Here is a 13,361-nt window from a genome sequence, read left to right on the forward strand (position 1 = left end):
ATGAACAGCTTCGGGAAATGCATTTTCGCTCCGATTGCACTCAGTGCCGTGATTCTCGGTGGTTGTGCCAGCCCGCCGCCACCTCCACCGGCTGCACCGCCGCCACCGCCTGAGCGTACCTGTCAGACCATGGATAAAACCGATGTCATGGGTGATGTGAGGGCTGAAGAGGGAGAAATGACCCGGCTCACTACCACGACGCGCTGTGTCACCCAGTAGGAGCTGGCTTGTCGGATCGCCGCACCGCAGCGAAGGCGCCCTCAAGCCTTGCATCGACTACCGGGACGCCTTCGCCGGCAAGCCGGCTCCTACACATGCTGCGTCAGCCGCAGATATTCCATTCATCCCTGACCTCTGTAGGAGCTGGCTTGCCAGCGAAGGCGGCCTCAAGTTTTGCATCGCCCATGCAGACGCCTTCGCCAGCAAGCCGGCTCCTACAGGCGCCGGGTATTGCGGGTCAGGACAGGAAACCACCGTCCACGTTCAGCGAAACGCCCGTGGTGTAGCTCGATGCATCGCTGGCCAGGTAGAGCACCGCACCGGCCATTTCGCTCGGATCCGCCACGCGCTTGAGTGGAATCTGCTGCAGCGCGGTGTTCAGGATGGCCTCGTTCTTCACCAGCGCCGAAGCGAACTTGGTGTCGGTCAGGCCCGGCAGCAGGGCGTTGCAACGGATGCCGAATTGCGCGCATTCCTTGGCGAACACTTTGGTCATGTTGATCACGGCCGCCTTGGTCACCGAGTAGATGCCCTGGAACACGCCCGGCGAAACACCGTTGATCGACGCCACGTTGATGATGCTGCCGCCACCGTTTTCGCGCATCAGCTTGCCGGCTTCCACCGACATGAAGAAGTAGCCGCGGATGTTGACGTCGACGGTTTTCTGGAACGCACTGAGGTCGGTATCCAGCACGTTGCAGAACTGCGGGTTGGTCGCCGCGTTGTTGACCAGGATGTCCAGGCGCCCGAACTGTTCCTTGATGCCGGCAAAGACCTGGCTGATCTGTTCCATTTCACCGATATGGCAGGCGATGGCCGTCGCCTTGCCGCCAGCGGCGATGATCGCGTCGGCCACGTGCTGGCAGCCTTCGAGTTTGCGGCTCGAAACGATGACATGGGCACCTTGCTGCGCCAGCAGTTTGGCGATGGCTTCACCGATGCCACGGCTGGCGCCGGAGACGAAAGCGATCTTGCCGTCGAGGTCGAACAACTGAGTCTTGGACATGGGATTTTCCTTATTGGAGATCTGGATCAGAGGCTAATTCTGTCCACTGTAGGGCGAGCCTGCTCGCGAAAAACGTCCGGACAACACGTTCATCCAGCTAGCACGCGTTATCGTTGACGAGCATCGCGAGCAGGCTCGCTCCTACAGGGGGGGCGTCAGAGGCTGGATTTCTGGATGACTTGCAGGCTCATCTGCTCCAGCAGTTTGTTCATGTGAATGAACTGCGCGAAGCGTTTGTCCTGGGTCTGGCCATGGTAGAAGCGGTAGTAGATCTGCTGCACGATGCCGGCCAGGCGGAACAGGCCGTAGGTGTAGTAGAAGTCGAAGTTGTCGATCTGGATGCCCGAGCGTTCGGCGTAGTAATCGACGAACTCGCGGCGGGTCAGCATGCCCGGTGCGTGGCTCGGTTGGCGGCGCATCAGTTGCACCGGCGGCGGGTCCCCGGCTTCGATCCAGTAGGCGAGGGTGTTGCCCAGGTCCATCAGCGGGTCGCCGAGGGTGGTCAGCTCCCAGTCGAGCACGCCGATGATCTGCATCGGGTTGTTCGGGTCGAGGATCACGTTGTCGAAGCGGTAGTCGTTGTGCACGATGCTGGAGGTTGGGTGATCGGCCGGCATCTTGTCGTTGAGCCAGGCTTTCACCGCTTCCCACTGCGGCGCGTCCGGGGTCAGGGCTTTCTCGTAGCGATCACTCCAGCCTTTGATCTGTCGCGCCACGTAACCTTCGGGTTTGCCGAGGTCGCCCAGGCCATAGGCGTTGTAGTCGACCCGGTGCAGCTCGACGAACTTGTCGATGAAGCTCTTGCACAGGGCTTCGGTTTTCGCTGGATCGAATCCCAGTTCCGGTGGCAGCTCGGAGCGCAGGATGATGCCCTTGACCCGTTCCATCACGTAGAACTCGGCGCCGATCACCGATTCGTCGGTGCAATGCACATAGGCTTTCGGGCAATACGGAAAGCCGTCGCGCAGTTGATTGAGGATGCGGAATTCGCGCCCCATGTCATGGGCGGACTTGGCCTTGTGGCCAAAGGGCGGCCGACGCAGGACGAACTCCTGTTCAGGGTATTCGAGCAAATAGGTGAGGTTCGATGCGCCGCCAGGAAACTGGCTGATCTGCGGCAACCCGCCAAGGCCTGGAATGTGCGCCTTGAGGTAGGGGTCGATCAGGCTGGCATCGAGTTCTTCGCCGGAGCGGATACGGGTGGACTGGTCAGTAAGCGCCATGCTTATCCCTTCTGCTTATTCTGGAGGCCTGCAACTATTGGCTAATCTAATGTGCGCACCTGGTACCCACAACCACGAACGGCCCTTATAGGTGAGCGTGTTGCCGGGCAATCATTGTTTTTGATACACCTGTTTGAATGGTCCTACACAACAGCGTTGTTGCTGATGGCTGGCAGCTCTATCGGGGTCAATACGGGTTGGCCGGAAAAAAACGCCACCAGGTTGCGGCCCACCAATTCGACGGTGCCCTGGGTGGCCTCCGGCGATAACCCGGCGACATGCGGGGTCAGGATGACGTTGGACAGGGATTTGAACGCGTCCGGGACCTGCGGCTCGGCATCGAACACATCCAGCGCGGCACCGGCGATGCGCCGTTGCTCGAGCGCGGAAATCAGGTCGGCAGTGACCACCACACTGGCCCGGGCGATGTTGACAAGGAAACCCTTGGGGCCAAGGGCGTCGAGTACCTGGCGGTTGATCAGGTGTTGGGTGCCGAGGCCGCCAGGGGCAGCGACGATCAGAAAGTCCGAGGCGCGTGCCAGCTCAGTGGGGGTCGAGCAGAAGTCATAGGGCACATCGCTGCGATGTTGGCGGTTGTGGTAACTCACACTCATGTCGAAGCCCGCGGCAGCGCGTTTGGCAATGGCCATGCCGACGGCGCCGAGGCCGAGAATGCCCAGGCGTTTGCCGGCGAGCGAGGGGCGCATGACTTTCGGCCACTCACCCCGGCGCACGGCGGCATCACAACGCGGCACATCACGTACCAGCGACAGCAACAGGGCCATGGCGTGGTCGGCCACGGACGAGGCGTTGACCCCGGCACCGTTGGTGACGGTGATGCCCCGGTTGGCGGCGGCCTGCAGGTCGACCATTTCATAGCCGGCGCCGATCACGCAGATGATTTTCAGGTTAGGCAGGGCGGCTATTTCATCGGTATACAGGCCCAGTGGACCGCGGGTGAGGACAGCGTTGATCTGGCCGCCGTGACGGCTGATGGCTTCGGTGCGCTCGGCGGGGGTCGGGGCGAGAATCAGGTGGAAACCCTGATGTTCGAGGATGGGCAGGTAATCATTGATGGTTTCAACCAGTACCAGAACGGTTGCGGGCATGCTTGGCTCCTGTGGGCATCGGATATCGGACTCGAACGTCGCTTGAGATTGCTGGCCCCGGAACGTTTTGGCAATGCTGTCTTCGAAGCCACGCTTCTCAGTGTAGGAGCTGGCGTCGCCTGCGATACATTTACTCTTACACCGAATCTTCAGGTTGCGGAGGGGAGCCTGGCTTTTCGGTTGTCAGAAAGCTGCGCGCGGCCTCGAGGATTTCATCCGACAGGTCTTCGCCCCGGGTAGCCCGGGCCAGCGTCAGGGCGCCGACCATCAGCGAGTACTGCACCAGCGCCTGTTGCCGGTTTTCGGCGGTATCCTGCGAGTCCATCAACTTGGCGAACGAGTCGAGCAGGCGGTTCAGGCCCGCCATGAACGGTTCGCGCAAACCACTCCCGGCGCTTTCATGGCACATGTCGCCGGCGAAGGCCACCACCGGGCAGCTCTCGCCGGGATTGTCGCGACTATTGACCGACAGGTACGGCTCGATCAGGGCGCGGCGCGCGGCGGCCTTGTCGTCAGTCGTGGCGACCCGCTCACGCCAGCGCGTGCCCACCTCTTTGAATGCCCGCTCGCTGGCCTCCCTGGCCAGCGCTTCCTTGGACTCGAAGTGACCATAGAAGCCGCCATGGGTCAGGCCGGCAGCGGCCATCACATCGACGACGCTGATCCCATGCAGGCCTCGCTCGCGAAACAATCGTGTAGCGGCATCGACGATGATTTCGCGGTTGAGGTCGGCTTGCTTGCGGGAAACTCGAGGCATTGGCGGCTCACAGGTAGCTGGATTGAAAGTCAGAGGGCGTATTGGGCAATACCATTGCCGAACGACCAGTTCTCCTTCTTCACTTCCACCAGATTAATGAAAACATCTTCCAGGCGCACGGCCAGTTCTGTGTTGAGACTCTCGGCAATGGTTTTGTAGAGCAGTTTTTTCTGCTCGACGGTACGGCCTTCGCTCAGGGTGATCTGAATGATGACCAGGCCGTCGCTGCGCGGGATGCCCAGGTACTGGGGGTCGAAGATGAAATGATGCTCATCGTGTTCGGCGAGGATCTGGAAGTTATCGTTTTCCGGCACGCCAATCGTGGTGTGCATGGCGGAGTAGATCAGTTGGCCGATGCGTTTGGCGTAGGTGGGGTCCTGTTGCTTTTTGATTTCGACGCGAACCAGTGGCATGGGATGACTCCAGATCGAAGACGGGTGTGGTTAAAAAATACATGATGATTAACCTTTATCAAGTGCAGGTCGTCGTTTGGCGATGAAACGCGAAGTGGGAACATTGCGAAATCCCTGCGGGAGCGGGCTTGCCCGCGATAGCGATGTATTGGGCAAATATGCTGGATTGTCCGGGATTGGTTGACCACTACAATCAGTCCCGCTTTACGGCTTACGATCGTATCGAGGCTAAGGTGTCGGCAGGATGTATCGCGACGGCGTATCGAGCTTTTTGAAGTACTGCACGGCAAAATCGACGAAGGTCTTCACTCGTAATGGCAGCTTTTTACCGCCCTCGGTCAGCAGGTGAAACCCGGTGCTGGGGCATTGATAGTCTTCAAGTAGCGGGATCAACCGTTTGGCCTGTATGTCGTCCGCCACCTCCCAGACCGACTTCCAGATGATCCCCAAGCCTTGAACTCCCCATTGACGCAAGGTAAATCCGTCATTGGCCAGCCGGTTGCCCTTGACCTGAATTGTGGTTGGCACCCCTTTGTCCATGAATTTCCACCGATCAAGTGTGAAATCCGCACTCAGGTGTACCAGGCAGTTGTGATGCTGCAGGTCTTCAGGGCTGAGCGGTGCGCCGCGCTGCTCAAGATACTGCGGAGAACAGCAAACTATATGCCGGTCCACTCCAAGGGAGCGGGCGATAAGTGTGCTGTCCGGAAGGTCTCCGAACCTGATTGCAATGTCCGAGCCGGACTCGACAAAGTCCAGTACGCGGTCGGTGAGAAAAAGGCGAACGCGGATATGGGGATTTTCGCTGATGAAGCTGTCGACCAGTTGGCTGATCCACTGCCGGCCCAGATCGGTAGGGCACGTCAGGCCGATGGTTCCCAGCAGATCGCTATGGCCGTTTTTGATGATGCTGTCGAGGGTGTCGACCTCTTCGAGAATTTTCTGGGCGTTTTCAAACAGCAACTGTCCTTCGGCGGTAGGGCTCAAGCTTCGGGTGTTGCGCTTAAGCAAGCGCAATCCGTAGAAGTCCTCCATTGCCTTGAGTCGACCACTCATGGCCGCTGGCGACAGGCCCATTTGCCGACCCGCCGTTGAAAGTGAACCTGTCTGAACGACAAGGCGAAACAGCCGCATGTCCTGCAATCGATCGACCATGGGGATTTCGCCTCGTGAAAGTTACGCTTTATTGTCAATAAAGTATCAGCCAATTATTCAGTAAAAACCATCTAATCAAAAAAGCCGGCAGACAAGGTGAAAAAGTACGCAAGCGCTTTGGAATAGGGGTTTGAGGGCGCCTGTGAAGCGAATTCAAATATGTTTGTTGTTTGGTTCATCTTTCAGTTTCAGTGAAGAGTCAATTTCCTAAAATCGAATAGAAAAGTTCGGTTGATTGTTAATAATGCAAGCCAGTGCCTGTGAGTCACAATAAAAAGAGGGTTTATGCTATGCGTGTTCAATATCAAGAGGCCGCCCCTTCGATAGACCTGGCCGGTCAATTCAAATCGGCAATGGGTCGCTTTGCCTCTTCTATAACCCTGATCACCACAGTTGATGATGGTCAGCCCCACGGCCTGGCCGCGACCGCTTTTTCCTCGGTATCGATGGACCCTGCGTCGGCTCTGATCTGCGTCAATCGTAGCGCCAGTGCCTCACCGATAATCAAGCGTTCCGGGCTGTTCTGCGTGAACATGCTGCAAAGTCAGCACGAACCGATCTGCAAAATATTCAGCCAGCCAGATCTGCGCGAACGACGCTTTGTCGACGGTGATTGGCGCACGGGTGTTCACGGTATTCGTTACTTGGCCGACGCCCAGGCAGCGATCTTTTGCGAAGTGGTGCAGGAGATTGAACACGGTACGCACACGGTGATTATTGGCAACGTCATTTATGTCATCACTCAACCACTGGAAGATCCACTTCTCTATATGGGAGGACGCTATCGGGAGCTGGGTCGTTAATTCGTAGTTATCACGTGCTGCTCGATCTTATAACAATTACATAAGAAGTGGATGTGGGTATGAACAATCAGTTGTTGGCAAAAACAAGACTGCCCGGGTCGATTCCAAAGTGGATTGGACTGGACAACAGTGTGGCGGGTCCGATGGCCGGGCTTTTATTGTTATGCGCGGTATTAACCTTCTCTACCAATAGTTTTCTGACCTTGAGTAACTTGCTCAATGTGCTGGATCAAGTGACGGTGCTGGGCATCATGGCGCTGGGCATGACGCTGGTGATTCTCATCGGTGGTATCGACTTGTCCGTGGGTGCTGTGCTGGCGGTGGCGATCATGGTCATGAGCTGGCTCGAACAGGCGCTCGGCTTGCCGATGTGGGTGGCCATGCTCGGGGCGATTGCCGTGGGTGCAGCCTGTGGCTCGACCACGGCCTTGCTGGTGGTTCGGGCCGGCCTTCCATCATTCATTGCGACGCTGGCGATGATGTCCATCGCCCGCGGCCTGGCCTATATGGTCACCGACGGTGCGCAAGTCAGTGGATTTCCGGAATGGTTCAGCAACCTCTCGGTTATCCGCTACGGCGGTGTGTTGTCGCTGACCGTCAGTTGTTTCGTCGTGCTTGCGCTGGTGTTCTGGTTCGTTCTCAAGTTCACGGTATCCGGTCGCAGCCTGTATGCCATCGGCGGTAGCAGCAAGGTGGCCAAGCTCGCCGGAATCCGGGTCAAGGGTTACACCAGCGCGGTGTACATCATCTCCGGCATCTGTGCGGCCCTGGGCGGAATCATCATGACCTCCCGCCTGGACACCGCGGGCGCCGGCGCGGGTGTCGGCTACGAGCTGGATGTGATCGCTGCCGTGGTGATCGGCGGTGGCAGCCTCAAGGGCGGCGCGGGGAGTGTGGTCGGCACGATCATCGGTGTGTTGATCATCGGCGTATTGCGCAACGGCTTGAACCTGGCCGGTATTTCACCCTTCGTTCAGCAAGTGGTCATCGGCGCGGTGATCGCATTCGCGGTGATGCTCGACCTGCTCAAGCGCAAGGCTGACTGATCTCGGGTCATCGATCAAAACCGGCATCGTTCCACGCACAATAAAAAGGTAAAAAACATGAACCTGTCTGCTTTTTCGCTTCGCTTTCTGTGGCTGCCATTGCTGGGCTGCCTGATGTCGGCCGGTGCTTACGCACAAGGCAAACCTACGGACGAAATCACGGTCGGGATGTCGATCCCGAGCCTGCAATGGGTGTTCTACCTGATGGTCCGGGATGGCGTCATGGAACAGGCCAAGACCCTCGGCATCAAGAATGTACTGGTGGCTGATGCCCAGGCCGATCCCGCGCGACAGGTCAGTCAGATTCAGGACATGTTGAGCAAAGGAATCGACGTACTGCTTTACACCGCGACCGGTAGCGCCGCTTCGGCCGTGCCTGTGCGCCTGGCGCGACAGCAGGGTGTGCCGGTGATCTGCATTGACAACTTTCCGAAAAACGTCGAATGCGATGCCTACATCTCTACCGACAACCTGGCCGCCGCGGGCGAACTGGCCCGGCAAATGATCAAGTTGACGGGTGGCAAGGCTGAAATCGGCCTGCTGCAAGGGACGCTTGGCGACTCCACTGAAGTAGCTCGGGCCAAAGGCCTGGATGCGGTGTTGTCCGAGGCTCCGGGGATGAAGGTCATCGACCGCAAACCGACTGACTGGCTGCAGGACAATGGCTTCAAGGTCGCCCAGGACATGCTGCAAAAGAACCCGAAGATCAACGTGTTCATCGGTCGCTCCGATGCGCCGGCGCTCGGTGCGGCTCAGGCGGTAAAGGTGGCCAACATCGATCACAAGGTCTGGGTGTTCGGTTATGACGGTTTGCCATCTGCCCTGGAAGCGATTCGCGATGGAAAACTGGACATGACCATCACGCAACAAGCCGTGGAAATGGGGCGTACCGCATTGCGTACCGCCGTCGATCTGCAGCAAGGCAAACAGGTGACCAAGACTCAGCTGTTGCCAGCCTTCGTCACTACCCGGGAAAACGCAGCAACCTTCCTTGAGCAGCATCCTTGAGATCGGTGAAGGGAGGGCCCGTCATGAGTGAGATCAATACCGCCGGGGAGCCGTTGTTCCGTGCGAGCAACATCGGCAAGTCATTCAACTCGGTCAGGGTGCTGGAAGATATCAGCCTCGATATCGGCTACGGAGAAGTGGTGGCGTTGCTGGGGGAAAACGGCGCGGGAAAATCGACCTTTTCCTCCATCGTCGCCGGCGCCCTGACGCCGTCCAAAGGCATGATGTTCCTGGCCGGTGAACCCTATGCCCCAACCGGGCCGGGAGCCGCCATGGCGCTGGGGATTAATATGATCCATCAGGAAGTCCACCTGCTGCCTGACTTGAGCGTGGCGGAGAACGTTTTCCTCGGTCATCTGCCGACCCGCGACGGCATCATCGACCGTAAGGCAATGTTCCGTGAAACAGAGGAGCAACTGCGGCGCCTGGGTCTGGATATCTCGCCGGATACGCCGGTTCGGCAACTGAAAATCGCCGCCCAGCAGCTGGTGGAAATCGCCCGGGCCCTGACGCTCAATTCGCGCTTGTTGATTCTCGACGAGCCGACCGCTGCGCTGGGCAAGGACGAAACCGACCTGTTGTTCAATCAGATCGAAGAACTGAAGAAGGAGGGGGTGTCCTTCATCTACATCAGTCATCGCATGGACGAGATCGCCCGGATCGCCGATAAGGTTGTGGTCATGCGTGATGGTCATTTGATCGCACGTCACGACAGTGGCACGGCCGATGTCGGCGTCCTGGTGTCGCAAATGGTCGGGCGCCCGATCGACCGCCTGTTTCCAGAGTTGCCGGCCCTTGGGGATGCGGTGGTATTGAGCGTCGAGCAGCTGTCGGATAAGGCAGGGCGCTTTCACGATGTGTCTTTTTCAGTGAAGGCCGGGGAGATTTTTGGCATTGCCGGCATCGTCGGCGCCGGTCGAACGGAGCTGGTTCAGGCGATAGCCGGGTTGAGTACATTGAGCCAGGGCAGGGTGATGCTGGGGGATCGATCACTGCCGGCCAATAACGTGTTGGCAGCGATCCATGCCGGTGTCGTACTGATCCCGGAGGACCGTAAATCCGAAGGCGTGGTGTTGAGCCAGACGATTGCCGAGAACCTGGCCTACTGCAATCTGGATAGCCTCAGCTCTTGCGGCGTCATTGCCAATCACCGAGTAGCGGCATTTGCTCGCGAACGCATTGCGACACTGGGGATCAAGGGCGTAGCGGGGCAGGTGCTCGACAAGTTGTCCGGCGGCAACCAACAGAAAGTGGTGATCGCCAAATGGATCGCGCGTAATCCGAAAGTCATCATTCTCGATGAGCCAACGCGGGGCATCGACATGGGCGCGCGCGCGGCGATTTACGAGCTGATCATCAATCTGGCTAAAACCGGGGTGTCGGTGATTGTCGTGAGTTCCGACCTGGAGGAGGTCGTCGGTTTGTCCCATCGGGTGATGGTCATGGCGCGCGGCTGTTCCCAAGGCATCCTGCATCGGCCGCAGATTGCCCCCGACAGCATCATGACCCTGGCGACCGCTTGATGACGGGCGCTAATCGAGGAGGTTCAAACATGTCGGCCCCATACCAGGCAATGCCGTATCGACCCTTTGCCGAGCTATTGGATTTGTCCGGAAAAACCGCGGTCGTCACTGGTGGCAGCAGCGGCATCGGTTTCGCCATCAGTCGGCGACTGGCCGAAGCAGGGGCCAATGTACTGATAGGCAGCCTGGCGCTGGAGCGTAGCGAGGAATTGATGGAGGCGGGTTATGCCGTGGCATTCGAGGTCACCGATGTCAGTCGTCCGGGTGACATTCAGCGGCTGGCGGACATCGCGGTCGAGCGTTTCGGTGGCCTGGATATCTGGATCAATAACGCCGGTGTCTACCCGCTCAAGGCGATTGATGACGTCGATGCGGGTTTCTGGGACGGACTGCACGCGATCAACACGCGCGCTGTGTTTCTGGGTGCTCAGGCCGCACAACGACAGATGCGCCGGCAAAGAAGCGCCGGGGCGATCGTCAATCTGTCGTCGATCTGCGGTCATCGTCCCATGGCCAATCACTGCACCTATGACGCCTCCAAGGGCGCGGTACTGGCCATGACCCGAAGCCTGGCGAAGGACTTGAGTGTCTTCAACATTCGGGTCAATTCGATCTCGCCAGGCTTGACCGCGACACCGGGCAACCTGGAGCCGGAGCTGCTTGAGCAGCACCGGCAGAACAACGTGCTGGGCAACATCGGCCTAAGTCGGGCGGCCGAACCCTGGGAGATCGCCGATGCGGTGCTGTTCCTGGTTTCGCCGCTTTCATCCTATGTGACAGGCATCGACTTGCTGGTGGACGGCGGCTGGTTGCTGCACGGAAGTTGAATCGCAAACAAAGCATTTGAGGGTGAGTTGCACGCGCTGATGTAACGCGTCACTTGCCCCGGATATTTAACCCATTCCTTGAACGTTGCGACTTGCAGCGCGGGCACTGGCACGCCTGCGAAACGAGCGCTCGTCATGAAAACGGTGTGCAGCGAAACAGTTTCGCAGCGCACCGGTCACTGAAAACAGCAGGAGAACGACATGAAACTCGCCATGTTCATGCAGCCACTTCATCACAAGGGCTGGGACTATCACGAGATGTACGATCAGGACATCGCGTGTGCTGTCCATGCCGACAGCGTCGGTTTTGATGAGCTTTGGGTCGGTGAACATACGTCACAGCGCACCGAGCCGATAACCAATGCGCTGCAATTTCTATCCACCCTGATTCCGCTGACCCAACGCATGAAACTGTGCACCGGAGTGCTGAATCTTCCGCACCATTTCCCGGCTCGAATCGCCGCCGATGCCGCGATGTTCGACCACATGTCCAAGGGGCGTTTCATCATGGGTATCGGCCCGGGTGGACTGGCTTCCGACTTCGAGGTGTACGGCAGCAACGGCAAGGACCGTGGGCAGATGATGGTGGAGTGCTACGAGATGATCCGTGCGATCTGGAACTCGGGCGCGCCCTATGATTTTTCCTCGCAGCACTACCAGGTCAGCCTCAAGGATGCGGTGCACCACGAACTGGAAATCGGCTACATGCCGACGCCATTCCAGAAACCGTTTCCGCGGGTGGCAACCACGGCCATGAGTCCGTTTTCCGGCACCGCAAAACTTGCGGGTGCCAAGAATTGGGACCTGATGTCCGCCAACTTCAACCCGACGGCAACAGTGGCTTCCCATTGGCAGGCTTACTGCCAGGGCGCGGAAAGTGCCGGGATCAAGGCCGATGCCAATAATTGGCGCGTGGCCCGTTCGGTATTCGTTGCCGACTCCCAGGCCCAGGCCGAGGACTATCTGGCGCAAGAGAGCTGCACGCTGCGGCGCTACTTCGACTACATGATCGATAACCTGGCCACCAACCACTACACCAAGATCTTCAAGACCCGCCCCGACATGACCGACGAGGAAGTGACGGTCGACCACTGCATCAAGGAAATGGTGATTTACGGCGACGTGAACTCCGTCACCGAGCAACTGGTGGCGTTCAGTGAGCAGACCGGGCCGTTCGGCACGTTGATGACCACTTTCCACGAGTGGGATGACGAAGCGCTGTGGCGGCGCTCGATGCAACTGACTGCGCAACAGGTCATGCCGCGCCTCAACGACTACATGACGCCACGTTTGAAAGCGCAGTAATCGCCCGATTGCGCAGGGCTTATGTGCGGCCGCATCACGGATGCGGCCGAAACTCTGGTAACGCGCCTGGACACTACATATGACTGATTTGACAGATTTCCGCGACAACGCGGATCACGCTTTTGAACTGACCGCGAAAGAGTTGACTCGTCTGCGGGAAAAAGCCCAGTTCATTCGCCTGGAAACCATCCGGCTGATCGAGATCGCCAAGGTCGGCCACTACACGTCGGTGTTCTCCGCGGCCGAGTTGTTCGCCGCATTGTATTACGACGTAATGGACTTGCGATTCGCCGAACCGAAATGGCCCGACCGCGATCGTTTCATGATGGGTAAGGGGCATGCGGCCGTCGGGTTGTTTCCAGTGTTAGTGGAGTGGGGCTTCTTCGCGAAAGAAATCCTCGACAACTACACGCGCCTGGGCAATCCCCTGGGCGACCATCCTGATATGCGCAAAGTCCCCGGTGTGGATTTCTCCTCCGGCTCCATAGGTCATGCCCTGTCCGGCGGCTTGGGCATGGCCCTGGCCGGGCGGATGCTGGGCAAGACGTTCACCACTTACGTGATGCTCGGCGACGGGGAAATGCAGGAAGGGCAAGTGTGGGAAGCGGCGCTGTCGGCGGCCCACCATAAAACCGCAAACCTGGTGGCAATCATCGATCGCAATGGCTTTCAGCTCGACGGTAATGTCGATGACGTCATCGGTATCGAGCCGTTGGCGGATAAGTGGATTGCGTTCGGTTGGGAGACCCACGTGGTGAATGGCCATGATCTGGCCGCGGTCACGAGCCTGTTGCGTCGCCTCAAGGCCGACACGACGCGCACGCAGCCGGTGTGCGTCATCGCCAATACGGTGAAGGGCAAAGGGGTTTCCTACATGGAGACCGAGCCGGGTTGGCACCTGGGGTATCTCGATCCCGAAGATGCGCAACGTGCTATCGACGAAATCAAAAGCAAGGTGATCTAACTC

At 58.6% G+C, this 13,361-nt stretch carries 13 protein-coding genes; 7 read left to right on the forward strand and 6 right to left on the reverse strand.

Features of this window, described 5'->3' with window-relative positions:
- Positions 1-457: 457 nt before the first annotated feature.
- The 6 genes from GPL81_RS19065 to GPL81_RS19090 form a co-directional block, all read right to left on the reverse strand.
- The gene (locus tag GPL81_RS19065) at positions 458-1,225 is read right to left on the reverse strand and encodes an SDR family oxidoreductase (protein ID WP_096510949.1); all 768 of its coding nucleotides are present in this window, start codon (positions 1,223-1,225) and stop codon (positions 458-460) included.
- A gap of 155 nt (positions 1,226-1,380) precedes the next feature.
- Positions 1,381-2,448, reverse strand: coding sequence for a phosphotransferase family protein (locus GPL81_RS19070; protein WP_096510951.1), 1,068 nt, complete (start codon positions 2,446-2,448; stop codon positions 1,381-1,383).
- Positions 2,449-2,591: 143 nt separating this feature from the next.
- The gene (locus GPL81_RS19075) at positions 2,592-3,557 is read right to left on the reverse strand and encodes a 2-hydroxyacid dehydrogenase (RefSeq protein ID WP_160107964.1); all 966 of its coding nucleotides are present in this window, start codon (positions 3,555-3,557) and stop codon (positions 2,592-2,594) included.
- A gap of 136 nt (positions 3,558-3,693) precedes the next feature.
- A complete protein-coding gene (locus GPL81_RS19080) occupies positions 3,694-4,314 on the reverse strand; it encodes a TetR/AcrR family transcriptional regulator (RefSeq protein WP_160107965.1) in 621 nt (206 codons plus the stop codon).
- 29 nt (positions 4,315-4,343) lie between these two features.
- Positions 4,344-4,727: a tautomerase family protein gene (locus tag GPL81_RS19085; RefSeq protein ID WP_160107966.1), complete on the reverse strand. Its 384-nt coding sequence runs from the start codon at positions 4,725-4,727 to the stop codon at positions 4,344-4,346.
- A 228-nt stretch (positions 4,728-4,955) separates the two neighbouring features.
- A complete protein-coding gene (locus tag GPL81_RS19090; RefSeq protein ID WP_178122612.1) occupies positions 4,956-5,882 on the reverse strand; it encodes a LysR family transcriptional regulator in 927 nt (308 codons plus the stop codon).
- Between the two features lie 290 nt (positions 5,883-6,172).
- Between GPL81_RS19090 and GPL81_RS19095 the strand changes: the two genes are divergently transcribed.
- The 7 genes from GPL81_RS19095 to GPL81_RS19125 all read left to right on the forward strand — a co-directional run bounded on the left by GPL81_RS19095 (position 6,173) and on the right by GPL81_RS19125 (position 13,358).
- Entirely contained in the window at positions 6,173-6,685 is a 513-nt protein-coding gene (locus GPL81_RS19095) for a flavin reductase family protein (RefSeq protein WP_160107967.1), read from the forward strand.
- Between the two features lie 203 nt (positions 6,686-6,888).
- The gene (locus GPL81_RS19100) at positions 6,889-7,731 is read left to right on the forward strand and encodes an ABC transporter permease (protein ID WP_246218947.1); all 843 of its coding nucleotides are present in this window, start codon (positions 6,889-6,891) and stop codon (positions 7,729-7,731) included.
- 57 nt (positions 7,732-7,788) lie between these two features.
- Positions 7,789-8,739: a sugar ABC transporter substrate-binding protein gene (locus tag GPL81_RS19105; RefSeq protein ID WP_160107969.1), complete on the forward strand. Its 951-nt coding sequence runs from the start codon at positions 7,789-7,791 to the stop codon at positions 8,737-8,739.
- A gap of 23 nt (positions 8,740-8,762) precedes the next feature.
- A complete protein-coding gene (locus GPL81_RS19110; protein ID WP_160107970.1) occupies positions 8,763-10,262 on the forward strand; it encodes a sugar ABC transporter ATP-binding protein in 1,500 nt (499 codons plus the stop codon).
- A gap of 29 nt (positions 10,263-10,291) precedes the next feature.
- Positions 10,292-11,089, forward strand: a complete 798-nt coding sequence (locus GPL81_RS19115; RefSeq protein ID WP_160107971.1) for an SDR family NAD(P)-dependent oxidoreductase — start codon at positions 10,292-10,294, stop codon at positions 11,087-11,089.
- A gap of 201 nt (positions 11,090-11,290) precedes the next feature.
- A complete protein-coding gene (locus GPL81_RS19120; protein ID WP_160107972.1) occupies positions 11,291-12,394 on the forward strand; it encodes an LLM class flavin-dependent oxidoreductase in 1,104 nt (367 codons plus the stop codon).
- Positions 12,395-12,473: 79 nt separating this feature from the next.
- A complete protein-coding gene (locus tag GPL81_RS19125) occupies positions 12,474-13,358 on the forward strand; it encodes a transketolase (protein ID WP_160107973.1) in 885 nt (294 codons plus the stop codon).
- Positions 13,359-13,361: the final 3 nt, after the last annotated feature.

Source organism: Pseudomonas izuensis (assembly GCF_009861505.1).
In the GTDB taxonomy this organism is placed as follows: domain Bacteria; phylum Pseudomonadota; class Gammaproteobacteria; order Pseudomonadales; family Pseudomonadaceae; genus Aquipseudomonas; species Aquipseudomonas izuensis.

What these genes read in the sequence shown, in the direction of transcription:
- GPL81_RS19065 (WP_096510949.1), bottom strand. Translation starts at nt 1,225, where the DNA reads ATGTCCAAGACTCAGTTGTTCGACCTCGACGGCAAGATCGCTTTCGTC.
- GPL81_RS19070 (WP_096510951.1), bottom strand. Translation starts at nt 2,448, where the DNA reads ATGGCGCTTACTGACCAGTCCACCCGTATCCGCTCCGGCGAAGAACTC.
- GPL81_RS19075 (WP_160107964.1), bottom strand. Translation starts at nt 3,557, where the DNA reads ATGCCCGCAACCGTTCTGGTACTGGTTGAAACCATCAATGATTACCTG.
- GPL81_RS19080 (WP_160107965.1), bottom strand. Translation starts at nt 4,314, where the DNA reads ATGCCTCGAGTTTCCCGCAAGCAAGCCGACCTCAACCGCGAAATCATC.
- GPL81_RS19085 (WP_160107966.1), bottom strand. Translation starts at nt 4,727, where the DNA reads ATGCCACTGGTTCGCGTCGAAATCAAAAAGCAACAGGACCCCACCTAC.
- GPL81_RS19090 (WP_178122612.1), bottom strand. Translation starts at nt 5,882, where the DNA reads ATGGTCGATCGATTGCAGGACATGCGGCTGTTTCGCCTTGTCGTTCAG.
- GPL81_RS19095 (WP_160107967.1), top strand. Translation starts at nt 6,173, where the DNA reads ATGCGTGTTCAATATCAAGAGGCCGCCCCTTCGATAGACCTGGCCGGT.
- GPL81_RS19105 (WP_160107969.1), top strand. Translation starts at nt 7,789, where the DNA reads ATGAACCTGTCTGCTTTTTCGCTTCGCTTTCTGTGGCTGCCATTGCTG.
- GPL81_RS19110 (WP_160107970.1), top strand. Translation starts at nt 8,763, where the DNA reads ATGAGTGAGATCAATACCGCCGGGGAGCCGTTGTTCCGTGCGAGCAAC.
- GPL81_RS19115 (WP_160107971.1), top strand. Translation starts at nt 10,292, where the DNA reads ATGTCGGCCCCATACCAGGCAATGCCGTATCGACCCTTTGCCGAGCTA.
- GPL81_RS19120 (WP_160107972.1), top strand. Translation starts at nt 11,291, where the DNA reads ATGAAACTCGCCATGTTCATGCAGCCACTTCATCACAAGGGCTGGGAC.
- GPL81_RS19125 (WP_160107973.1), top strand. Translation starts at nt 12,474, where the DNA reads ATGACTGATTTGACAGATTTCCGCGACAACGCGGATCACGCTTTTGAA.